Source organism: Arthrobacter sp. 2MCAF14 (assembly GCF_052115645.1).
Lineage (GTDB): Bacteria > Actinomycetota > Actinomycetes > Actinomycetales > Micrococcaceae > Arthrobacter.
Genome location: NZ_JBFRHB010000007.1, coordinates 47953 through 69584, shown reverse-complemented (window position 1 = coordinate 69584; position 21632 = coordinate 47953). Strand labels below are relative to the sequence as shown.

Annotated in this window: 20 protein-coding genes, 1 tRNA gene and 1 other RNA gene; 9 read left to right on the top strand and 13 right to left on the bottom strand. The window is 64.3% G+C overall.

Annotation, left to right across the window (positions count from 1 at the left end):
• The first annotated feature begins 10 nt into the window (after positions 1 to 10).
• A complete protein-coding gene (locus AB4074_RS07605; RefSeq protein WP_284754607.1) occupies positions 11 to 304 on the top strand; it encodes a DUF503 domain-containing protein in 294 nt (97 codons plus the stop codon).
• A gap of 287 nt (positions 305 to 591) precedes the next feature.
• Here AB4074_RS07605 and purL read toward each other — a convergent pair whose 3' ends face one another.
• Genes purL through purS form a run of 3 tightly spaced genes read right to left on the bottom strand, consistent with a single transcriptional unit; the run spans position 592 to position 3924 of the window.
• Positions 592 to 2910 carry a phosphoribosylformylglycinamidine synthase subunit PurL gene (gene purL / locus AB4074_RS07600; protein WP_441412828.1) on the bottom strand — a complete coding sequence of 773 codons (2319 nt, stop codon included), beginning with the start codon at positions 2908 to 2910 and terminating at the stop codon, positions 592 to 594.
• Entirely contained in the window at positions 2907 to 3671 is a 765-nt protein-coding gene (purQ, locus tag AB4074_RS07595; protein WP_441412827.1) for a phosphoribosylformylglycinamidine synthase subunit PurQ, read from the bottom strand. Before purQ ends, purL begins: the two co-directional genes overlap by 4 nt.
• Before the next feature lies 1 nt (position 3672).
• On the bottom strand, positions 3673 to 3924 hold the full coding sequence (purS, locus tag AB4074_RS07590) for a phosphoribosylformylglycinamidine synthase subunit PurS (RefSeq protein ID WP_028265707.1): 252 nt from the start codon (positions 3922 to 3924) through the stop codon (positions 3673 to 3675).
• 365 nt (positions 3925 to 4289) lie between these two features.
• Here purS and AB4074_RS07585 point away from each other — a divergent pair, with 365 nt between their 5' ends.
• The 3 genes from AB4074_RS07585 to AB4074_RS07575 all read left to right on the top strand — a co-directional run bounded on the left by AB4074_RS07585 (position 4290) and on the right by AB4074_RS07575 (position 8348).
• Complete coding sequence (locus AB4074_RS07585; protein ID WP_437772242.1) at positions 4290 to 4475, top strand: hypothetical protein; 186 nt, start codon at positions 4290 to 4292, stop codon at positions 4473 to 4475.
• Positions 4476 to 4611: 136 nt separating this feature from the next.
• Positions 4612 to 4902, top strand: coding sequence for a DUF1540 domain-containing protein (locus AB4074_RS07580; protein WP_345449533.1), 291 nt, complete (start codon positions 4612 to 4614; stop codon positions 4900 to 4902).
• Between the two features lie 272 nt (positions 4903 to 5174).
• Complete coding sequence (locus AB4074_RS07575) at positions 5175 to 8348, top strand: S8 family serine peptidase (protein ID WP_441412826.1); 3174 nt, start codon at positions 5175 to 5177, stop codon at positions 8346 to 8348.
• A gap of 303 nt (positions 8349 to 8651) precedes the next feature.
• Here the strand turns inward: AB4074_RS07575 and AB4074_RS07570 are convergent, their stop codons facing one another.
• Genes AB4074_RS07570 through AB4074_RS07555 form a run of 4 tightly spaced genes read right to left on the bottom strand, consistent with a single transcriptional unit; the run spans position 8652 to position 11049 of the window.
• Positions 8652 to 9023, bottom strand: a complete 372-nt coding sequence (locus tag AB4074_RS07570) for a serine protease inhibitor (protein WP_441412825.1) — start codon at positions 9021 to 9023, stop codon at positions 8652 to 8654.
• The gene (locus AB4074_RS07565; RefSeq protein ID WP_441412824.1) at positions 9020 to 10063 is read right to left on the bottom strand and encodes a 3-methyladenine DNA glycosylase; all 1044 of its coding nucleotides are present in this window, start codon (positions 10061 to 10063) and stop codon (positions 9020 to 9022) included. The genes AB4074_RS07570 and AB4074_RS07565 overlap by 4 nt, the downstream gene beginning before the upstream one ends.
• Positions 9960 to 10529 (bottom strand): SSI family serine proteinase inhibitor, encoded by a 570-nt coding sequence (locus tag AB4074_RS07560; RefSeq protein ID WP_441412823.1) that lies wholly within the window; start codon positions 10527 to 10529, stop codon positions 9960 to 9962. The genes AB4074_RS07565 and AB4074_RS07560 overlap by 104 nt, the downstream gene beginning before the upstream one ends.
• Before the next feature lie 16 nt (positions 10530 to 10545).
• Entirely contained in the window at positions 10546 to 11049 is a 504-nt protein-coding gene (locus AB4074_RS07555; RefSeq protein WP_441412822.1) for a MarR family winged helix-turn-helix transcriptional regulator, read from the bottom strand.
• Between the two features lie 124 nt (positions 11050 to 11173).
• Here AB4074_RS07555 and AB4074_RS07550 point away from each other — a divergent pair, with 124 nt between their 5' ends.
• Positions 11174 to 11383, top strand: a complete 210-nt coding sequence (locus AB4074_RS07550; protein ID WP_441412821.1) for a hypothetical protein — start codon at positions 11174 to 11176, stop codon at positions 11381 to 11383.
• Between the two features lie 155 nt (positions 11384 to 11538).
• Positions 11539 to 11718, top strand: coding sequence for a hypothetical protein (locus AB4074_RS07545; RefSeq protein ID WP_441412820.1), 180 nt, complete (start codon positions 11539 to 11541; stop codon positions 11716 to 11718).
• A gap of 143 nt (positions 11719 to 11861) precedes the next feature.
• Here the strand turns inward: AB4074_RS07545 and AB4074_RS07540 are convergent, their stop codons facing one another.
• Entirely contained in the window at positions 11862 to 13208 is a 1347-nt protein-coding gene (locus AB4074_RS07540) for an aspartate kinase (RefSeq protein WP_441412819.1), read from the bottom strand.
• Between the two features lie 251 nt (positions 13209 to 13459).
• On the opposite strand from AB4074_RS07540, the gene AB4074_RS07535 reads away from it, so the two are divergent.
• A complete protein-coding gene (locus AB4074_RS07535; protein WP_441412818.1) occupies positions 13460 to 14416 on the top strand; it encodes an ABC transporter ATP-binding protein in 957 nt (318 codons plus the stop codon).
• Positions 14413 to 15594, top strand: coding sequence for an ABC transporter permease (locus tag AB4074_RS07530; protein ID WP_441412817.1), 1182 nt, complete (start codon positions 14413 to 14415; stop codon positions 15592 to 15594). Before AB4074_RS07535 ends, AB4074_RS07530 begins: the two co-directional genes overlap by 4 nt.
• 60 nt (positions 15595 to 15654) lie before the next feature.
• On the opposite strand, the gene recR is transcribed toward AB4074_RS07530, so the two are convergent.
• The 4 genes from recR to AB4074_RS07510 all read right to left on the bottom strand — a co-directional run bounded on the left by recR (position 15655) and on the right by AB4074_RS07510 (position 20190).
• Positions 15655 to 16254 (bottom strand): recombination mediator RecR, encoded by a 600-nt coding sequence (gene recR / locus AB4074_RS07525; RefSeq protein WP_028265726.1) that lies wholly within the window; start codon positions 16252 to 16254, stop codon positions 15655 to 15657.
• 162 nt (positions 16255 to 16416) lie between these two features.
• Positions 16417 to 19551 (bottom strand): DNA polymerase III subunit gamma and tau, encoded by a 3135-nt coding sequence (locus AB4074_RS07520; protein ID WP_441412816.1) that lies wholly within the window; start codon positions 19549 to 19551, stop codon positions 16417 to 16419.
• A gap of 33 nt (positions 19552 to 19584) precedes the next feature.
• An RNA gene (gene ffs, locus AB4074_RS07515) (signal recognition particle sRNA small type) lies at positions 19585 to 19681 on the bottom strand.
• A 185-nt stretch (positions 19682 to 19866) separates the two neighbouring features.
• Positions 19867 to 20190, bottom strand: a complete 324-nt coding sequence (locus AB4074_RS07510; RefSeq protein ID WP_441412815.1) for a hypothetical protein — start codon at positions 20188 to 20190, stop codon at positions 19867 to 19869.
• A 310-nt stretch (positions 20191 to 20500) separates the two neighbouring features.
• Here AB4074_RS07510 and AB4074_RS07505 point away from each other — a divergent pair.
• Positions 20501 to 20585 (top strand) — tRNA-Ser (locus AB4074_RS07505).
• Positions 20586 to 20701: 116 nt separating this feature from the next.
• Here AB4074_RS07505 and AB4074_RS07500 read toward each other — a convergent pair.
• Positions 20702 to 21601 (bottom strand): LysR substrate-binding domain-containing protein, encoded by a 900-nt coding sequence (locus tag AB4074_RS07500; RefSeq protein WP_441412814.1) that lies wholly within the window; start codon positions 21599 to 21601, stop codon positions 20702 to 20704.
• Between the last annotated feature and the right edge of the window lie 31 nt (positions 21602 to 21632).

The following is a 21632-nucleotide window of genomic DNA, read 5'->3' as shown; positions in this document are numbered from 1 at the left end:
CGATGGGCGCATGTGGATCGCGTGGATCGAGTTCGACATCCTCCTGGGCGAGGTGCACAGCCTGAAGGAGAAACGCTCCCTCGTGCGCCCGCTGATCGCCGAGTTGAAACGGCGATTCGAAGTCTCTGCCGCCGAGACCGGACACTTGGACCAGCATCGCCGTGCCCTCATCGGCGCAGGCGCGGTGGCAGCAGACCGGGCGCATCTCGTGGAGGTGCTCGACGCCGTCGAACGCTTCGTTGCCGCGCGCCCCGAACTGGAGCTCCTGAGCGCCCGACGCCGGGACCTCCACAGCGAAGACTGACCCGGACCCCGGACGCTCGCTCACCTATGGGGGGAACGGCGGACGCTCGCTCACTAATGTGGGGTTTTGGCGGGACGCTCGCTCACCTATGGGGGTTTTGGCGGGACGCTCGCTCACCTATGGGGGGTTTTGGGGGGACGCTCAGATGCGTGAGCGAGCGTTGCCCGGAAGACGGGTATATGTGAGCGAGCGTTGCCACCATACCGGCGATGTCTGGAGCAGGCCTTAAACACGTTTGCTCCCCACCGGCGCCGGTGAGGAGCAAACGAAGGGTGGGCCGGGTGAGCCTAGCCGAAGTACTTCGGCAGGGTGGCCTCGTGGGCTTCGCTGAGGGCGTCCAAGGAGAGCTCGTCCACGCCGTTGATCTCCAGCTTGCCGCCGGCAGCGTCGACGACGCCGATCCGGAGGTGGGCGAAGCCGCGGGCAGTGCACATGTCCTTGAAGCGGACTTCCTCAGAGCGCGGAACGGACACGATGGCCCGGCCCTGGGACTCGGAGAACAATGCGGTGAACAGGTCCACGGCGTCGCGCTCCACGAGTTCGTCCAGCGCAATCCGGGCGCCCACGCCGTAGCGAAGTGCGGACTCCACCAGCGCAGCGGCAAGGCCGCCCTCGGAGAGGTCGTGCGCGGCGTCGATCATGCCGTCGCGCGAAGCGTTGATGAGGATTTCGCCGAGCTGGCGCTCGATGGACAAGTCAACCTTCGGCGGCAAGCCACCGAGGTGTCCGCGCAGGTTGGACCACTCCGAACCGTCCAGTTCCGCGGCCGTGGTGCCCAGCAGGTAGATGGCCTGGCCGTCTTCCTTCCAGCCCGACGGGGTGCGGCGCGCGACGTCGTCGAGCTTGCCCAGCACTGCAACCACGGGGGACGGGTGGATGGGCACGGTACCGGTCTGGTTGTACAGCGAGACGTTGCCGCCGGTGACCGGGACGCCCAGCTCCATGCAAGCGTCCGACAGGCCACGAATGGACTCGGCCAGCTGCCACATGACGTCCGGGTCCTCGGGGGAACCGAAGTTCAGGCAGTCGCTGACGGCCATCGGGACGGCGCCGGAGGTTGCGACGTTGCGGTACGCCTCGGCCAGTGCCAGCTGTGCGCCGTGGTACGGGTCGAGGTAGGTGTAGCGGCCGTTCGCGTCAGTGGCCAGGGCAACGCCAAGGCCGGTTTCCTCGTCCACCCGGACCACCCCAGCGTCGTCCGGGAACGCCATGGCGGTGTTGCCTCCGACGTAGCGGTCGTACTGCTTGGTGATCCAGGCCTTGCTGCACATGTTCGGTGAAGCAATGAGCTCGGTAATGGCAGTGGCCAGTTCCCCGGAAGTCGACGGGCGGCCGGCGTCCTGCACGGAGCCCGTGAAGGTGTCGGCCTGCACGGAATCCTGCCATGAGGGGCGGGCAAACGGGCGGTCGTAGACCGGTCCGTCGTGGGCAACGGTGCGCGGGTCGACGTCGACAATGACTTCGCCTTCCCACGTGATGATGAGGCGGCCTGTGTCGGTCACTTCGCCCAGCCAGGAGTACTCCACGGCCCATTTGTCCATGACAGCCTCGAACGCGGCGATGTTCTCAGGGGTGACAACCGCCATCATTCGTTCCTGCGACTCGGACATCAGGATTTCGCCCGGGGTCAGCGTGGGATCGCGCAGCAAGACCGAGGTCAGCTCAACCTGCATACCGCCGTCGCCGTTGGAAGCGAGCTCGGACGTGGCACAGGAGATGCCCGCGGCGCCGAGGTCCTGGATACCCTCAACCAGCGAACCCTTGAACAGCTCCAGGCAGCACTCGATGAGCACCTTTTCGGCGAAGGGGTCGCCTACCTGGACGGCGGGGCGCTTGGACGGCTTGGTGTCGTCGAAGGACTCCGACGCCAGCACCGAGGCGCCGCCAATGCCGTCGCCGCCGGTGCGCGCACCGAAAAGGACTACCTTGTTGCCCTTACCGGAGGCGTTGGCAAGGCGGATGTCTTCGTGGCGCATGACGCCGACTGCCAACGCGTTGACCAGCGGGTTGCCCTGGTACACGGAGTCGAACACCATTTCGCCGCCGATGTTCGGCAATCCAAGCGAGTTGCCGTAGCCGCCAATGCCGGCAACGGCACCATGCATGACGCGGGCCGTGTCCGGGTGGTCGATGGCGCCGAAACGCAGCGGGTCCATCACGGCTACCGGGCGGGCGCCCATCGAGATGATGTCGCGGACAATGCCGCCGATACCGGTCGCGGCACCCTGGTAAGGCTCCACGAACGACGGCGAGTTGTGGGACTCGATCTTGAACGTCACGGCCCAGCCGTCGCCCAAGTTGGTGACGCCGGCGTTTTCGCCGATGCCCACGAGCATGTCCTTCTTCATCTCCTCGGTCACCTTTTCGCCGAACTGGCGCAGGTGGTTCTTCGAGGACTTGTAGGAGCAGTGCTCGCTCCACATGACGGAGTACATGGCGAGCTCGGCGCCGGTAGGCCGGCGGCCCAGGACCTTCACGACCTCGTCGAACTCGTTCTGCTTCAAGCCGAGTTCGGCCCAGGGGAGCTCGGTGTCCGGCGTTTTAGCCGCGTTCTCCACCGTGTCGATGTTGAACTTCTTGCCGACGGTTTCAGCTGAGGTAGTCACTGTGCGCCTCCCACGATCTTGTTCAGGACGGAGGTGAAGAAGCCCAAGCCATCCGTGCCGGCGTTGGACTCAGGACCGAATCCGGGCTCCACCGCGTGCTCCGGGTGCGGCATGAGGCCCACCACGTTGCCGGCGGCGTTGCTGATGCCGGCAATGTCGCGGCGTGAACCGTTCGGGTTCCAGCCGACATAGCGGAACACGACGCGGCCCTCGGCCTCAAGGGCGTCCAGGGTCTTGTCGTCAGCGATGTACTGGCCATCCTGGTTCTTCAGCGGAACCGTGATTTCCTCGCCTGCCTCGTAGTCCGAGGTCCACACGGTCTTGTTGTTCTCCACGCGCAGCACCTGGTCGCGGCACAAGAACTTCAAGTGGTCATTCTTGATCATGGAGCCCGGGAGCAGGTGCGACTCGGTCAGGATCTGGAAGCCGTTGCAAATACCCAACACGGGCAGCTTGGCGTCGCTGTTGGCAGCATCGATGATGCGGGACATCAGCGGAGCGAAGCGGGAAATCGCGCCGGCGCGCAGGTAGTCGCCATAGGAGAAACCGCCCGGGATGACGACGGCGTCGACGTCCCGCAAGGCGTCCGCGTCGCCGTTTCCATGCCATAGCGCGACGGCGGTGCCGCCTGCGAGGCGGACCGCACGGGCGGCGTCGCGGTCGTCAAGGGTGCCGGGGAAGGTAACGACGCCGATCTTGGCCCCGACCAAATGGGGTTCGACGGCCACAGGGGCTCCGCCGATCAAAGGAAGTTCAGTCATGTCAGGCCTCGACGACCTCGACGTTGACGACGTCTTCGATCACCGGGTTGGACAGCAGGGTCTCAGCGGCCTCGCGGGCCTGGGCGAGGATGGCATCGGTCACCTCGCCGTCGACGGTCAGTTCGAAGCGCTTGCCCTGGCGGACTGCGCTAAAGCTGGTGAAGCCGAGGCGGGGCAGTGCGCCCACGATGGCCTTCCCCTGAGGGTCCAGAATCTCGGGCTTGGGCATGACGTCGACGACGATCCGGGGCATCCGGTAACTCCTGTGCGTGAGCGTTGGTTAAACCTTGGTTAAAGGCTGCCGCGGAGTGGTGCCGTCTCACGCCGGAACTGCCTCCAAACAGCGTTCAGGAACAGTGTTTAGCGGCAGGGTCTTACGGAATAAGGGGGGCGCTCCGCGAGCTTGCATGCCCATTCTACCGGCCAAATCGCTACATACCCTATTTGCGGGAGATCGGTGAAGAGGCCCCGTGGGCCGCGCCAATTCGCGGCGGCGCCCCGCCGTCGTCGGGGGTTTTCAATGCCCGACGACGGCTCCGGGCACCGGACGACGGCGGCTCTGGGCACTGCCCGATCGCCGCGCTAGCTCGAGGTGGTTTGCGTCACTAGGATTGCGGCATGGCCGAAAACGCTAAGTCGATGGTTTTGCCCGTGGTCCTTGCCGCTGTTTTCGCCGGCCTGGGCAGGGTGGTTTTCCAAAGGATCATGGCGGACCGGGCTGCCCGGGAAAACCGCATTTCCGTCCCGCCCGATGCTTCGACAAGGGCCAAAATCAGCGACGCGCTGAGAGGGATCCATTCTTAGCGTGGCCCGGGCCGCTGACACCGTCTGGAGTGCAATAGGGTACGCGCAAATGCGCTAATCCTCCGGGTTAAAGGCGCGTATTCGGGAGTAGCTTGGAATTACTGTCTAGGAAATTCCCCGTCCAACAGGAGGAGCAATGACCGAACACGTCGCCGAAGTGTCCGCATGCAGCGTTGGCAGCTGCGGATTCAACCATCATGGCTGCACCGCCTACGGGATTACGATCGGCGGAACCGCGGATCACGCTTCCTGCGCCACCTTCATTGACACCGCGCTCATGGGAGGACTCCCCAAAGTCCTGGCGCATGTCGGTGCCTGCCAGCGCTCGGAATGCACCCACAACAACAACCTCATGTGCGAGGCCCACGATGTCCGGATCGGCCCCGGTGCCGAAGCGGCTGATTGCTTGACGTACCAGCACGCCTGAGGCTCCGCCTTCGCGATCAATATCTGAATATCCGCACAGTGGGCACGTCCCCTTCCGACGGGGGCGTGCCCACTGCTGCGTGCGGATGTATTCTGATGCCGAATGACATGACAAAAAACGTGAAATGTGTCCTATGTCATATTCAGCTATCACTCTGTACTCTATGAGTCGGCTGGGCTTTAGCTGATTACAAGAACTGTCAATCGGTGCACGTCCTTAGTTGATTGATCTTGACATGACCGCCACGATCGCCCGGAAAGGTGCAATCACTCGTGAATTCACAAGGAAAGAGCTTCATTAGAAGCGGGGGGCTTCGAAAAGCTGCGGCGTTGGCCGTCGGACTACCGGTTCTGCTCTCCTCGGTGGCTTTGACACCCGCTCATGCTTCGCCCGCTTCCGGCTCAACGGTCTTCGGATCAACGGTTGCGGGGGTTGCCCGGAATGTCGACCCCAAGTCTTATCAGGATGGCCGCTACGTAGTGGTGCTGGCAGAGAAGCCAGCGGCCACTTACGACGGCGGAACGCCCGGCTATGTGCCCACCAAGCCGCAATCCGGCAAGAAGCTTGACGTCGGCAGGGCCGAAGTTAAGCAGTACCAGGCCCACTTGCAGCAGAAGCAGCAGGACGTGGCCAAGCAGCAGAGCGTGAGCATCAATCGCGACTACACCACAGCCATCAACGGCTTCAGCGCCACCCTTTCCGCGAACCAGGCCGTCAATCTCGCGAAGAACCCCGATGTTCTCCTCGTTGCCCCGGACACGCAGTCCGCTCCTGACTACTCCACCACCGATTTCCTCAACCTCAGCGGACCGAACGGCGTGTGGAATACCCAGTTCGGCGGCCAGGACCAGGCCGGCAAGGGCACTGTGGTGGGCGTCATCGACACCGGCTACACGCCCACAAGCAAGTTCTTCGCCGGCGATCCCGTCCAGCCGCTGGTCGGGGACCCCCAGGTGGGCGTCCCTTACCGCACGAGTGACGGCAAGATCGCCATGCTGAAGGCCAATGGAGATACCTTTGTAGGCGAGTGCCAGAAGGGCACGGACACAGGGGCAGCGTTTGACGGAACTGCCTGTAATTCCAAAGTCCTCGCCGCCCACTACTTCGCAGATGCCTTCCTGCAGACAGTTCCGCCAGGCCAACGGGCACCCCAGGAACAGATCTCGCCCATCGACGTCGTGAGCCACGGAACGCACACGGCCAGCACCGCCGCTGGCAACTCCGGTGTGGAAACGTTCGTGGATGGCCGCAGCTTCGGCAAGACAAGCGGAGTGGCACCAGCTGCCAAGCTCTCGATCTACAAGGTCTGCTGGGAAGACACCGACCCCAATACGGGCGGTTGCTACAGTTCCGCGGCCATCGCCGCCATTGACCAGGCCGTTGCCGACGGCGTGGACGTCCTGAATTACTCCATTTCCGGCGCTACGGACACCACCACCGACCCTGTCTCGCTCGCGTTCCTCTCTGCTGCGTCGGCCGGGATCTTTGTGGCAGCGTCCGCCGGTAACTCGGGTCCGCAGGCCAGCACCGTCAACCACGGCGCACCCTGGATGACCACCGTTGCGGCTACTTCCTTCTCCCAGGAGCTCCAGGGAACCGTCGAATTCTCCGACGGCACCAAGTTCCGCGGCGCGAGCATCATGAACCACCAGGTGAGCGGGGCCGGCGTCGTGCTCTCCGCGAACGCCGCCTCAGGTGCCGGTAACGCGGCACTCTGTGCGCCTGGGTCTCTGGACCCGGCGAAAATCGCCGGCAAGGTAGTGGTGTGTGACCGCGGGGTGGTTGACCGCGTCGCCAAGAGCGCCGAGGTGCTCCGCGGTGGCGGCGTGGGCATGATCCTCGTGAACCTCGCCAACTCCTCCTTGGACACCGACAAGCACGCGGTGCCCACCGTCCACGTGAATCCTCCGGCCTCGCAAGCCATCAAGGACAAGGTCGCGGCAAGCACGGGACTTACTGTTTCCCTGGTTGACCACGACACCACCGGTCTTCCGCTCGAGGCCCAGCCGCAGATCGCCGGATTCTCCTCCCGCGGCCCGCTCCTCGCCACCGATTCGGATCTCCTCAAGCCGGACGTCTCGGCTCCCGGCGTTGCCGTGCTGGCGGGTGTTTCGCCGATCGGCAGCAAGGGTGATGAGTACGGATTCATGTCCGGTACCTCCATGGCCTCCCCGCACATTGCAGGTTTCGGAGCCTTGATCCTGGCGAAGAATCCCGATTGGTCACCGGCGATGGTCAAGTCGGCCATGATGACGACGGCGAGTGACGTCAAGCTCGCCGATGGAAGCAAGAACCAGGACGTCTTCGCTACCGGTGCAGGAGAGATGAACCCTGCCAGCGTGCTGGAACCAGGCCTGGTCTACGACGCCGGAACCGAGGACTACTGGAAGTTCATCCGGGGCACCGGCGTCGATCTCGGCAAGCCTGGACTTGGCTCGACACTGCCGCGCGACATGAACCTTCCGTCGTTCGCCCTGGGTAACCTGGCGGGCAAGATCGAGGTCACCCGCACCGTCACCGCGCTGACCCCGGGACAATACCGGGCGACAGTCAACGTCCCTGGCGTTGACGTCAAGGTCACCCCGTCTGTGCTGAATTTCAAAGATGTGGGACAGAAGAAGACCTTCACGGTGACCTTCGAAAACAAGACCGCGCCACTGGGCACTTTCGCGATGGGATCGTTGAAGTGGGAAGGCGCCAACAAGTCGGTGGTCTCTCCGATTGCGGTCCGTCCGCAGTCGGTGGTGGCCTCCAAGAGCGTCGCCTTCACGTCCCAGCAGGCAAGCGGATCGGCGGACATCAACATCGTCTCCGGTTCCGACTCACCCACGGCTGTGACCATTGACGGCCTCTCCAAGGCTGATTCCTCCGCCGCGGAGCTTGTTCCCGGTCCCGTGGCTGTGGCGAACAATACCTCGAACTTCCTCAAGACCGCCACGGTTCCCCCCGGAACGGCGTTCGCGAAGTTCTCGGTGATTTCTTCCGATCCCACCGCGGATTTCGATCTGTATGTTCTGTCGCCGTCGGGTCAGTTGTTCACCGCAGCGACACCGAGTGCCAGTGAGTCGCTCTCGCTCGACAACCCGCAGCCTGGGACGTACACGATCATCGCGAACTTGTACGCCAGCCCCAACAACCGGCCCACCAAGGCCAGTGTTGATGCCGCGATCCTGGGCGCAAACCAAGGCAATGCCACCGTCACGCCCAACCCGATCAAGATGAAGAACGGCAAATCCGGGAAGCTCACCTTCGCGTGGAACAACCTGACGCCGGGTTCCTACATCGGCCGGCTCACGTTTGCCGGTACCAGCTCGCCGACGTTTGTGTCCGTCCTGGTCTCGGCAAAAGGCAGCGTTTCCGTGGTGCCGAAGGATGACCAGGAAGGCGAGCACGGCAAGGCCAAACTGCAGAATGACGGGGAGGACCAGTCAAACAACGCCCTTTAGTGCGGCAATGATCGTCTGACAGAAATGCAAGGCAGCGGCCGGCGGGATATCCCGCCGGCCGTTTTCTTCGTGAGCCCTGGACGCCCGCTCACATATATAGCCCTTTTGGCGGACGCTCGCTCACCTTTGAGCCTTAACGGTGGAACCCTCTTGCAGATGATGTGAGCGGGCGTCGGGGTGGGGACGGTTGTTTGTGAGCGGGCGTCGGGGTGGGGACGGTTGTTTGTGAGCGGGCGTCGGGGTGGGGACGGTTGTTTGTGAGCGGGCGTCGGGGTGGGGACGGTTGTTTGTGAGCGGGCGTCGTTAGATGTTTCCTGTGGATCCTGCCACGCCGCCGAGGAGGGCGGCCATGGTGCGCCAACGGGCGATCTCACAGCCGTCCGTCCGGCTGAAGCGGCTGCTCACTTCGCGCCCGCGGAACCTGCCCGTAACCGTTGCCACCTGCGGACCGCCGTATTGCTGGGTGCAAATACGGTCCGGCCGGGGAACCGGAAAGAAGATCTCTTCTCCGAATTGCTCGACGGCGGCAAGCGCCGCGCGGGGGTCCGGAAGGGTCGAGCCTTCGGATACTTCGCCGCCGGAGCCGAGCAGGAAGAACTCATAGTCCGCGGCGCCTGGTGCCTCCGTCAGCGTGATGGTGAGTTCGACGTCGTACTTTCCATTGCTTGAAGTCATCGCTGTCCTTCGTGAGACGGTGTTGGTACGAGGAGTTCCAGGAGCGGTTGCACTTCGTCGAGGACCCGGGCACGGAGCGCTTGGGCCTCTGCGGCGAATGCCCTCTGATACTCAACGTACTCGGCCTTGCCTTGTGGTGTCTCGATCCTGATGGCCGGATATCCCCACTCTTCAAGGTCATAGGGGGAGGCCTGCATGTCCATGGCGCGGATCCGCCAGGACAGTTCGAAGCAGTCCATCACCAGCTCGCTCGGCAGGGCCGGTGTCAGTTTGTACGCCCATTTGTAGAGGTCCATGTTGGCATGCAGGCAGCCGGGCTGCTCCATGGTGCGTTGGTTGTCCCGCGTGGGGGTGAGCTCATTGAGCGGGATGGCGTCCGGAGTGTAGAAACGGAAGGCGTCGAAGTGCGAGCAGCGGATCCGGTTGTCTTCCACCACGGTGTCTGTGCCTTCGGCGCCGAGGCGCAGCTTGAGGTACTCGTGGCGAAGATCGAACTTGTCCTGGCGGTAGACCATGGCCCACTCGTGCAGTCCGAAGCAACCAAACTGGGCGGGCCGCGCGACGGTTCCGGAGAGGATGATGCCGGCGAAGCGGATGGCCTCGGTGCGGTCGGCCGCGAACTTGCGGCGATCGAAGGTGACCGCAACGGTACGGGCGGGCAGACCCGCGGCCGCCAGCGCGCCGTCGTCGAGCGCTCGGTAATACTTCCACCCGGCCCGCTCCGCCGCTTTCGGGCCGGAGAGCACGACGCCATCGCCCGGGTGCCAGCGCAGCAGCTGGCCGGGCTTCTGGGTGTAGTAGGTGAAGAGGAAGTCTTCGACGGGATGCTTCTGGCCTGCGGAGCGGCGGGCCAAGTATGGCTTGGCGTAGCGTTCGACGCGGGCGTGGTGGGCGGCCTCCAGCGCGAGCCATTTCTCTTGCGGGAGGTGCGTGTATTTAAGCTCCGGCACCGCTTGAACCAATGATGTCGGCGACGGCGGCCCAGGCGGAAATCTCGCAGCCGTCCGTGAGTTTGTAGGAGGACTCGACGCCCACGCCATCAACGGCCCCGGTGACTATTGCCGTCTGGGGTCCGCCGTAACGCTGCTCGCAGACCTGGTCGCTGGAGCGCGGCGTTCGCGTGAGGAGGGCGGGGTTCTTTTTCAGGGCGGCGCACGCAGCGGCTGCGGTGGGGTGGTGGCTCTCCGCGGAGGGGACACCGCCGGTGCAGACGAGCGTGTAGCTTTCCGGGGCTGCCGTGGGGGAGGGCTTGACGATGATCGAAAGCTCGGCTTCTCCGCGGCCGGGTGAGCTGGGCGCGGTGGGGGAGAACGAAGGGGTCGGTTTGCCGCTGGGAGACGCCGTTTCGTCAGGCAAAAGTCCGGTAGGGCTGCTCGACGGCGAGGACGACGCGCTGCTGCCAGGCGCCGGGCTGCTGGGCGAACCGCCTCCGGAGCCGGGTGTGCAGGCGGCAAGACCAGCGACGGCGAGGATGGCCAGCACTGACCGGACTATTCGCAGACGCATGGGGGTTCTCCTTGATTTATGCCAGTTTATCGCCCGTAGCGGCAGCAGGGTGTTGCGTGGCCGCGATGAGGCCGGTCATCGCCCGGTGCAGTTCCGCTACTTCGGCGCGCGTGAGTTGGAGCCGCTCCATGATGGTTCCAGGCACAGCCGTCGCCTGTTGCCTGAGGGCGGCGCCGGCTTCGGTCAAGGTGATGGCGAGGGCCCGTTCGTTTCCGTGGATGCGGTTCCGGGTCACGAATCCTGCTTCTTCGAGCCGGCGCAGGATCGGTGAAAGAGTGGCTGGCTCGTGCAGGAGTGCCTCACTGATTTCCTTGAGCGTGCGCGGGCTGCGTTCCCAAAGGGCGAGCATCACGAGGTACTGCGGATGGGTCAGCCCCATCTTTTCAAGCACCGGTTTGTAGACGCCCACCACGCTCCGCGACGCCACGGTCAGGGCGAAGCACAATTGACGCTCCAGCAACAGATCGTCTTCCGGCGGGGCGGTGGTTTCAGGGGCAATGGGTGTGCTTGCGGCAGCCAAGGTTTGCTCCGTTCCGTGTCGGCGACCGATCCGTACCGGTCGATAGTTAGTGCACTAATTGTTAGTGTACTCTTTAACCACAACATCCTTTTGAGAGAGGGTAGACCAGGTGGCCAAAGAGACGATGACCCAGAGATTCATGCGTGCAACCGGCAAGCTGCGGATCATTTTCGGTCCGGCGCACAGCAGTTCCCTGGATCATGAAATGACCGAGGAGAACAAGCGCCTCCTCGCGCGGCGCCAGGCCGAAGCGCAGCAGTGGGAGACCGTCCGCCGTCCGGATGGCAGCACCTACGTGGTCCCCAAGAACCCGGACGACAAATCCCTTCGATAAGGGCTCCCAGCTCTCACCGATCGACGCCGACCCGGGCCTTTTGCGGGTTCCGGGCGTAAAATTGGCCTCACTTGAACCACTCAGCTCCAACCGCACGGCTGGACCTCGCAGCGGGGAAGGAGGTGGGAATTGTGGGACATGCACTCGATAGTTTCATGAGGGTAACCGATCGTCTGCGCTTCTGGTTCGGCCCGGCAACCCGGGGCGACATTGATGCGCCCGTAGTCCACAAGCATGACGACTTCGAGACGGCGTCGGAAGAAGACCTGGGGCATTTCGTCGTCGAAACAGACGACCAGGGCCACCACTACGGAATCCGCAAGGAAAGCGCCTAGGCGGTTGTGAAGTTACACAACCGCTTGCGGCTCCAAAGCCGCAGGAAGCAAAAGAACCGGAGCTAAAGCTCCGGTTCTTTCACGTTTAAGTACTTCAGTTCCCGACGGCGGGTGCCTGGCTAGCGGCCCGGGCGGGTGCCCGGCTAGCGGCCGGTGCCGCCATAGACGGTTGCCTCGGCGTCGCCGTCGAGATCGAACGCCTTATGGATGGCGCGAACGGCATCATCAAGCAGATCGGCGTGCGTGACGACAGAGATGCGGATCTCCGAGGTGGAAATCATGTTGATGTTGATCCCGGCGTCGGAGAGTGCCTTGAAGAAGGTGGCGGAGACGCCCGGGTGCGAACGCATCCCGGCACCGATCAGCGAAAGCTTGCCGACGTTCTCGTTGTATTCGATGCTTTCGAAGCCGATTTCAGGCTGCGCCGCACGGAGGGCAGTGAGGGCATCGGCGCCTTCCACGATGGGCAGGGTGAATGAGATGTCCGTGCGGCCGGTACCGTGCGTGGACACGTTCTGGACGATCATGTCGATGTTCGAGTGCGCCTTGGCGATGACCTGGAAAATTGCGGCGGCCTTGCCCGGGATGTCCGGGACGCCGACCACAGTGACCTTGGCTTCTGAACGGTCGTGTGCAACACCGGAGATGATTGGCTGCTCCAAGGCAACTCCCTCTTGAATCGTGATCTTGTCGTCGGCGCTGGGCAGGACCCAAGTGCCTTCGTTCTGGCTGAATGAGGACCGGACGTGCAGGGGCACACCGAATCGGCGGGCGTATTCCACGCAACGCAAGTGCAGGATCTTGGCGCCGGAAGCTGCCAGTTCCAGCATTTCCTCGCTCGAGATACGGTCGATCTTCGTTGCGGTGGAGACCACGCGGGGGTCGGCCGTGTAGATGCCGTCGACGTCCGTGTAGATTTCGCAGACGTCCGCTTCGAGCGCGGCGGCGAGGGCCACCGCGGTGGTATCGGATCCGCCGCGGCCAAGGGTAGTGATCTCCCTTGTGCTCCGGGTCATGCCTTGGAAGCCGGCCACGATGGCGACGTGCCCTTTGTCCAATGCGGTACGGATGCGGTGGGGGTCGACGTCGATGATGCGGGCCTTGCCGTGTATCCCGTCCGTGATCATGCCGGCCTGGGAGCCGGTGAACGACTGCGCTGAGGCGCCGAATTTGTTGATGGCCATGGCGAGCAGGGCCATGGAGATGCGCTCGCCTGCGGAGAGGAGCATGTCCATCTCACGAGCGGGAGCAGAATCGGTGACTTGGGCGGCGAGATCCAGGAGTTCGTCCGTGGTGTCTCCCATGGCGGAAACCACCACGACAACCTCGTTGCCGGCCTTTTGTGCGTCAACCACGCGGCGGGCAACACGCTTAATGCCTTCCGCATCGGACACCGAGGAGCCGCCGAACTTCTGCACGATCAGCTGCTTGGTCTTGGCAGTCTGCGCGGTCAGGTCTTCGGTTTTCACATCGGTAGTGGGCAAACTCATGCGCGCACCCTCACTGCTCAATTGGGGATCATACGTTGCGTGGCCAGATAGCGGCACGGCTACGTGGCTTATGTGGCCAGTTTATCGCCGGGCGCGGCGGGCGGGGGAATTGTGACCAAATCTCGGCCCTTGGGTGCGTGCCGGGCAGTTTCGGGTTGGCGTACGATCAAGAAATACGCAGCCTGGGGGCATGTGGGCTCACGGGAATTGAAGCGTACTTGTTCTGTTTGGGGGAAACAGGTGAGTAGAGGATGTCCATAGCTGAAAGTTCAAGCGTCCCGGTGAGCGGCGCCCTCGGAGTATCCGCGGAAGGCGTCTCACGCCGCTTCGGTACGGTCCACGCCGTCGAGCACATCGATTTCCATGCCGCGCCAGGGAAGGTCACGGCGCTCATCGGTCCCAACGGCGCAGGCAAAACGACGCTCCTTCTCATGCTTGCCTCGCTTCTGCGGCCCGACTCCGGGACCATCCGGATCAACGGCCTGGATCCCCTGCACGACAGCGCCGCCGCGCGGCTTCGGATCGGCTGGATGCCGGACACTTTGGGGGTGTGGGAGTCCTTGACCGCACGCGAAATCCTGGTCCAGATGGCGCGCTTCTACCGTCTGCCCAAGTCCGGTATCGCCCAGCGTGTTGCCGGGTTGCTCGAACTTGTCCGGCTGGACACCCTTGCCGACCAGCCGGCCCGGGTCCTCTCCAGAGGCCAGCAACAACGGCTCAGCCTGGCCAGGGCCCTCATCCACGACCCCTCCGTGCTTCTGCTCGACGAGCCGGCGTCCGGCCTCGACCCGGGATCCCGCGTGGAGCTCCGAAACCTGCTGCGCCGCCTGGCCGGGGAAGGGAAAGCCGTGGTGGTTTCCTCCCACGTGCTCAGTGAACTCGATGAAATCGCGGACGGAGCGGTGTTCGTCAGCCAGGGCCGCACCGTGAAACAGCAGACCCTCGAGGAGGCCGCCCTGCAGGGCCGACGCTACGCCATCACAGCCCTCGACAACGCGGCCCTCATAGCAAAGCTCAGCGAACTGGGGCTGGAACACCGCGTGGAGGCGGGCCGCCGCCCGTCGGTCACCTTGCTGCTGACGCACGACGACGGCGCTGCCGCCCTCTTGGCCGAACTCGTCCGGTCCGGCATCGGCGTGGTTTCCTTCGCCCCGGCAGCCGGTGCCCTCGAAGAGACGTACATGAACCTGGATACGGAGAGGCAATGAGCAACGTGAATGACACCGTGCCGGGCCCTGCGGGGCCGCGGGGAGCTACGGGCGGCGGGAACGCCGTCGTCGGCTATCTTGGCGGGATCCGCGACGTCGTGGTCCTTGAGATGAAACAGCGGTTGCGTTCCCGCGGCTGGTACATCATGTTGGGCATCTGGTTCTTTGTGATCGCGGTGGTGACGTGGCTGACCTGGCTCGCATGGAACGCCAGCATGGAAACGCGGCGTTCCACAATGCCGCCGTCGGCACTGGCGCAGCAGGATGGGGCCGGGTCCATGATCTTCGAGGTCGTCCTGGCTTTCGTGCTCCTGTTTGCCCTGCTCGTGGCGCCCGCGCTGTCCGCCAATGCCATCAACGGAGACCGGGCCGGAGGCACACTTGCCATCCTGCAGATCACTTTGCTGACTCCGGGCCAGATTCTCTGGGGCAAGGTCTGCGCGGGATGGCTCGCGGCACTCGCCTTCCTCGCAACGAGTGCCCCGTTCCTTGTCTTCGGAATGTTCCAAGGCGGGCTGACCCCGGGGCACGTCGTGGTTTCCTTGCTGATGCTGGCGGTGGAACTGGCCGTTGTCTGCGGGATCGGAGTGGGGATTTCCGCGCTCGCGGGGCGGCCCTTGTTCTCGATCGTGGTGACCTACTTGGTAGTCGCCGCACTGGTGGTCGGATCGTTGATTTCCTTCGGACTGGGAACGCAACTGGCGCAGGGCGCGGTATTGGCCAACTCTCCCGTTGGCCGTGGCGTCTTGTATGCGCCCGTGCAGCCGAATCAGCAGGGACAACCGCTTGAACCGGCGCAACCGGCCTACACCTGCGAGGGTCCCTTGGTTGAGCACCCGGCCGCCCGGACCGAACGCGTGGCGTGGATGCTCGCGTTGAACCCCTACGTGGTGGTGGCCGACGCCATTCCGTATCCGGACCGGAGCGGATCGGTGTTCTACTCGGTCGGCATGATCGAAGGCATCAGCCAGGGTGCCAGGTCCGCGCTCGCCGGGCCGGACCACTCCTACCTATGCGCAAACGGCGTGCCGCAGCCGCAGTACCTCAAGCAGACGACGCCCTTGTGGCCACTGGGACTCGGCCTGCAACTGGTCCTGACGGGGCTGCTCATGTGGCTCGGCTGGCGTTCGCTGCGGACGCCCGCAGGCCGGTTGGCCAGCGGGACGCGGATCGCGTAAGCCGGGCGGGTCGCCTAAGGGTCCGTAGCGGCGTCGGGGGCGTTCCGGGAAGCGGGGTGCCTACATGAGGGCGTTGCGGCGACCCTCGAAGGCCCTTCCCAGGGTAACTTCGTCCGCGTACTCCAGGTCTCCGCCCACCGGGAGGCCGGAGGCAAGCCTGGTGACGGTAATGCCGATCGACTTCAACATGCGGGCCAGGTAGGTGGCCGTCGCTTCGCCTTCAAGGTTGGGGTCGGTCGCGATGATGATTTCCTGGATGGCGCCGTCGTTGAGCCGGGTCAGAAGCTCGCGGATACGGAGTTGCTCGGGTCCGATTCCGGCGATCGGATTGATGGCGCCGCCGAGGACGTGGTACCGGCCGCGGAAGGACCGTGTGCGTTCCACCGCCAGGACATCCTTGGATTCTTCGACCACGCAGATCACGGAGGGGTCGCGGCGCGGATCGCGGCAGATGTTGCACAGCTCCTGCTCGGTGACATTGCCGCAGACCGTGCAGAACTTCACGCGTTCCTTGACTGTGGTGATGGCCGCGACCAGCCGCTTCATGTCCTCGGGATCGGCCTCAAGGATGTGGAAGGCCAGGCGCTGCGCTGACTTCGGCCCGACGCCGGGGAGCCGGCCGAGCTCGTCGATCAGCTCTTGTACTGCGCCTTCGTACACAATGTCCTCGTTCGTTTGGTGTGGACGCCGTCGCTGTTCGGCGGGCGTCGCGGTTTGGTGGCACCTTTCTGGGGCGCCGGCGGGCTCTTAGACAGGGTTCCTTGAGGTTCCCCGCCGAACACCTTGCGGGCCCACGCAGGGTGTTGGGACGGCGTCTCGTTGTTAGCGGCGCATGCTGTCCAGCGACCGTTCTTCCAGTAGCTTTCCGCCCAGAATACGCTCGACGGCTGCGCGTCCAAAGACTCCCGACTCCTCGATGGTTTCATCGTCGGCACTCGGAATGTCCTCCACCACGCTGCCAGGCGCGACGGTAGCCCGTGCCGGTGCTTTCTCACGGCCGGCCATGGCTTCCGGGCTGTTCGAAAGCCGTTGGTAGAGGCTCTGCTTCCCGGTTCCCGAAGGCACCGGCACTGTTGCGGGGGTTGATCCTTGGGCAGGCGCAGGCGAAGGCGCGGGGGCAGGCGGAGTGGGAGCGGCTTGTGCGAGTGCTACGACCGAAGGCGCGGGTTCGGGCGCCGGCGCGGTGGCCGGTGCCGGCACTGAAGCCTGCGGCCGGTTTGGAATCTGCGCGGCCGCAGGTTCATAGACAGGACTGGGTGTCGCCGGGGCGGATGAATTGGCCTGACCGTCAGAACCGGCAGAGATGCCCGAAGCCGCGGAGCCATCGTTGGACTCGGTGCCGACCACCCACGATCCCGGCGCGTGCTCGACAGCTCTGGACCATGGATCTTCCGGGACCTTGGACTTCTTCTCCGAAGATGCTTGGGTGGAGCGCTTGCTCTTGGGGGCAGAGGTGGCGGGGACGGAGCTGTTCTGCGCCGAATCAGCGCGGGGCGAAGCGGCTGGCGATGGTGCGGCTACCGGGGCTGCCGTGCTGGCCGACGATCGGGCGGCGGGGCCGGCCGTGGGCACGGCGGCGAAGCCCGGAGGAGCTGCCGGCTCCCAATCCATGGGCGGTTCTTCGTCAAGCGGGAGAGCGTCTTCGTCGCTCGGGGGACCCCAATCATCGTCCGAGTACGAGTAGTCCGCGGCCGGGTCTGTCGGTGCCGTTGGGGACGACGCAGCTGCTGCGGCGGACGACGTCGGGGCAACTGCCGAAGCGGAAGCCTGCGCAGGGGAAACGGTTTGGGTCGGAGCGGCCTCGGGGGCTGGTGCCGCGACGGCCTTTTCTGCTTCCGGGGCGGCAGGGCTTTGTGCCGCAGGGGCAAGTCCCCATGCGCTGTCCACGGCGGATGACACAACGGGAGAGGCGCCACCCCCTACAGCGGGCGTCGGGTCAGCCGGTGCTTTTGGGTTTGGTTCAGAGCTACCTGAGCTGTTGCCGCCGACTACCGAAGTGATCTGGCAGTCGATGCCGATCGTCTTGTGGATTGCCTGGCGAAGGTTCTCGGCATGGTCTGCTCGGCTGAAAGCGCTCGCAAGGCCGTCAGTGCTGAATGCCAGAGTCAGAAGTTGGCCGTCGAACTGCGCAACCTGTGCGTTCGCTCCGACCAGAGCCCAACTGCTGCGCTTGATCTTGGTCAGCGTCTGGAGGATCTCGGGCCAAGCCCGCCGGATCACCTCGACATCGGCGCCCCCGGCGGCGGGCCGGGAGGGCTGTGCGGGCGCTGGAGCTTGTGCGGGGGCTGACGCCTGGGCCCGGGCAGGCTCGGGCGTTTGGCGTGGCGCGGCCGTTTGAGCTGGTGCGGCCGAGGACTGGGTCCGGTCCTGATCTGCCGCTGGTTGAGCGGATGGCGCCTGGGCAACGGGGCGCGCCGCGGGAGCTTGAGCAGGAAGCTGACCAGGAGCTTGGGCAGCTTGTTCGGGAGCCGGACGGCTGGCCTGTTGCCTGGATTCATCCACGGGCCAGTCAGTAGTGGAGACCCGTGGCGGTGTCAGTTGTTCCCTGGACGGTTCGCCGGAGGCAGGCGAACGGCCGGGCGCGGGAGCCTCAGCGACCTCGGCTGGCAAGGGCGCCGGTGGCACGGGCGCTGGTGAGCCGGGCGCTGGTGAGGCGGGAGCGGGACTGGCGGCCGCCGTCGGGCGCTCCACTGCTTGATCCGCCGGGCGGGCGGTCGGCGCGGCGACAATCGAAGGAGCCGCGGCAGCTACCGGTGGCGTTTGGGCTTCCGCGGGAGGAAGTGCCCCGCCGTAGTTGAGGCGGCGTTCGACGCGGTCGATCCGGGCGGCGATGCCACGTTCGGTCTGCTCGGAACTGGGCAGCAGGATGCGGGCGCAGAGCAGTTCGAGATGCAGCCGGGGCGAGGTGGCGCCGGTCATCTCAGTTAGTGCGGTGTTAGTGACATCGGCGGCACGGGAGAGCTCGGCGGCACCGAGGTTGTTGGCCTGGCTCCGCATGCGGGCGATCTGGTCCGCCGGCATGCCGCGAAGGATAGCTTGGGCGCTTTCCGGCATGGCTTGGACAATAATGAGGTCGCGGAACCGCTCCAGCAGGTCCTCGACGAAGCGTCGGGGATCGTGTCCGGTTTGGATGACACGGTCCACGGCTCGGAAGACGGTGGCGGAATCGGACGCGGCGATTGCCTCGACGACGTCGTCGAGCAGTGAAGCGTGGGTGTATCCAAGCAGCGCGACAGCGAGTTCATAGTCCAGGCCGTTGGGTCCGGCGCCGGCCATGAGCTGGTCAAGTACGGAGAGGGAATCGCGCACCGACCCGCCGCCGGCCCGGATGACGAGGGAGAGCACGCCGGGAGCGACGGGCACGTTCTCCTGTTGGCAGAGAAGCTCGAGGTACTGCATCAGGGGCTCGGGCGGCACCAGCCGGAAGGGGTAGTGGTGCGTGCGTGAGCGGATGGTGCCGATGACCTTGTCCGGCTCCGTGGTGGCGAAGATGAATTTGATGTGTTCCGGCGGCTCTTCGACGATCTTCAGCAGCGCATTGAACCCGGCAGAGGTGACCATGTGGGCTTCGTCAATGATGAAGATCTTGTAGCGGTCCCGGACCGGGGCGAAGGTGGCGCGTTCGCGAAGATCTCTGGCGTCGTCCACGCCACCGTGGCTGGCGGCGTCGATCTCGATGACGTCGAGCGAGCCGGAGCCGCCTCGGGCCAGCTCAACGCAGCTGTTGCATTTGCCGCAAGGAGTGTCTGTGGGGCCTTCGGCGCAATTGAGGCAGCGGGCGAGGATGCGGGCGGAGGTGGTTTTTCCGCAGCCGCGCGGGCCGGAGAAGAGGTAGGCGTGGTTGACCCGGTTTTTGCGCAGGGCCGTCATGAGCGGCTCGGTGACGTGTTCCTGCCCGATAACGTCCGCGAAAGAATCGGGGCGATATCTGCGGTAAAGAGCAGTAGTAACAGTCACAGGGGAAACCTACCTATAGGGACTGACATTTAAATAAGAGACCCCTCATGCACCCGCCAGAGCCCATCTACCCTTGCTACCTTCCGGTCCTGGGGGAGTTCAACAGGATGACGCCACATGAGGGGCCGTCGACAAGCTTACCCGAAGTTTTCGAGCCCTCCGAATTTGCGGACATGTGCGTTGTGAGAGCCAAAAAATGGACATGTCCCCTTGATGCTCGGTGGTTCCAAGGGACATGCCCCTTGTGTGAGCCAAGGACTGGACATATTGGGATTATGTCCAGTGCTCGCGAGCAGGGGAGGGCATGTCCAGTGGTTAGCGCCAACCGTTCACTGGCCACGTCATGAATGCAGGCTCCTCATAAGGGTGGGCTGAGCGCAGGGCCTGCACTACGGCGTCGAGCATGTCCGCTTCAACGACGCACTCGACCCGGATTTCCGGTACGGTCTCGCCTTGCCCCACGGCTCCGACGAACGGCTGTGCCCCTGGCAGTGGAGTGAAACGTCCTGTGCCGGGAGTGGTGAAGGAGCAATGTGAATAGTCGCCGATTCTGCCCGCCCCGGCATTGCCGATCGCGGCCAACAAGGTCTCGCTGTGAGACGCCGGGACGTAGACGACGAGGGCGTGTAGCTGGCTCATGGCACCATCCTCCCAGCGGCCGCCCAAAAACAGGTCAAAGGATGGTTTCTAATCTCCATTGCCAAACCGCTGAACGCAGCGGACTATGGGTATGTACACCGATTGGGGCAATCTCAAGATTGTGAGCTGCAGGGCCTGGTTTCAGGGGCTGGACCCAGCAGCTCAACGGAGTGCCGGAGGAATGGACGCATTGGGGGCGTCCATTTTTACGTTTAAGCGCAGGGCGGGGCGGCTCGGCACCATGAAAGTCCCGATTGGGCGATGCTGAAATTCTCGGGTACAGTGGAGTCTGCTTTTGATTCAGAAGCATGGAGAATTCGCCTAGCGGCCTATGGCGCACGCCTGGAACGCGTGTTGGGTTAACGCCCTCGGGGGTTCAAATCCCCCATTCTCCGCGTTTGGCCCCGGTCTTTTGGACCGGGGCCTTTTTGCGTTCCGGCTTTATTCGAATTGTCCCTGCGAGCGGAATGATCGTGCAGAATCCGAGGGCACCAGCCAATCAACCCCGGCCCTACATCCGTTCCGCGGCCACCCGTTCCAGCACTTCCCGGCACGCCAGGATTGCGGGGTGAATCCGGCCAGCGGTGCGCGTTGAGGTGAAGACTGTCCGCTTCGGGAGTCCCGGCAGGTCAAGCAGTTGGACCGGCGTGGTCCGTCCCGTCCAGACGAGGTCCGGCATGAGGGCCACGGCATTGCCGGACTCGATGAGCCGGATTTGAGCTTGGAGGTCGGCGGTTTCGTAGCGGACATCGGGCTCGAAGCCGGCGGAGCGGCATGCTTGTTCCGCCCAGTGCCGGGACGCCGCGCCATGAGGTTCCATGACCCATGGCAGCGCAGCCGTATCCGCGAGTGAGGAGATCGATTCCCCGCCAAGGCCAATCGGGGGAGTGGCCAGCCTGATGGCGTCGCTGGTCAGGGTGGCCCGGTCCAAGCCGGGGTGGTGCGGTGCCGCGTGTCCGGGGTATTGCTCGGCCACCACGATGTCGAAGTCGCGGGCCCAGGTTTCATGGAGGGCAGTCTCCGGTTCGCGTTGGATCATCTCTACGCGCACTTCGGGATACTCGCCCTTCATGATGGTGAGGAAGTCCGGCATGAGGGCCAGTGCAGCGGTTTGGAACACGGCCAGCCGCACTGTTCCCGTCACTGTGGAGAGGGACGCCGCGAGATCCGTCTCTGCCCGCTCGAGGGTGGCCAGCAAGGACGCCGCGTGCTCCACAAGGATCTCGGCCTGCGGCGTCAGCTGCACGCGCCGGCCCGATTTTCGCAGCAGTTTCACGCCGGCTTCCTTCTCCAGCAAGGTCAGCTGTTGGGACACCGACGACGGGCTGTACTTCATCGCGTCGGCCACCTCTGCGAGCGTTCCGCGGATCTTCAATTCGTGAAGCAGGCGCAGCCTACGGACATCCAGCATTCGGCTCTCCAGAAGGGTCGAGAAATCTAAT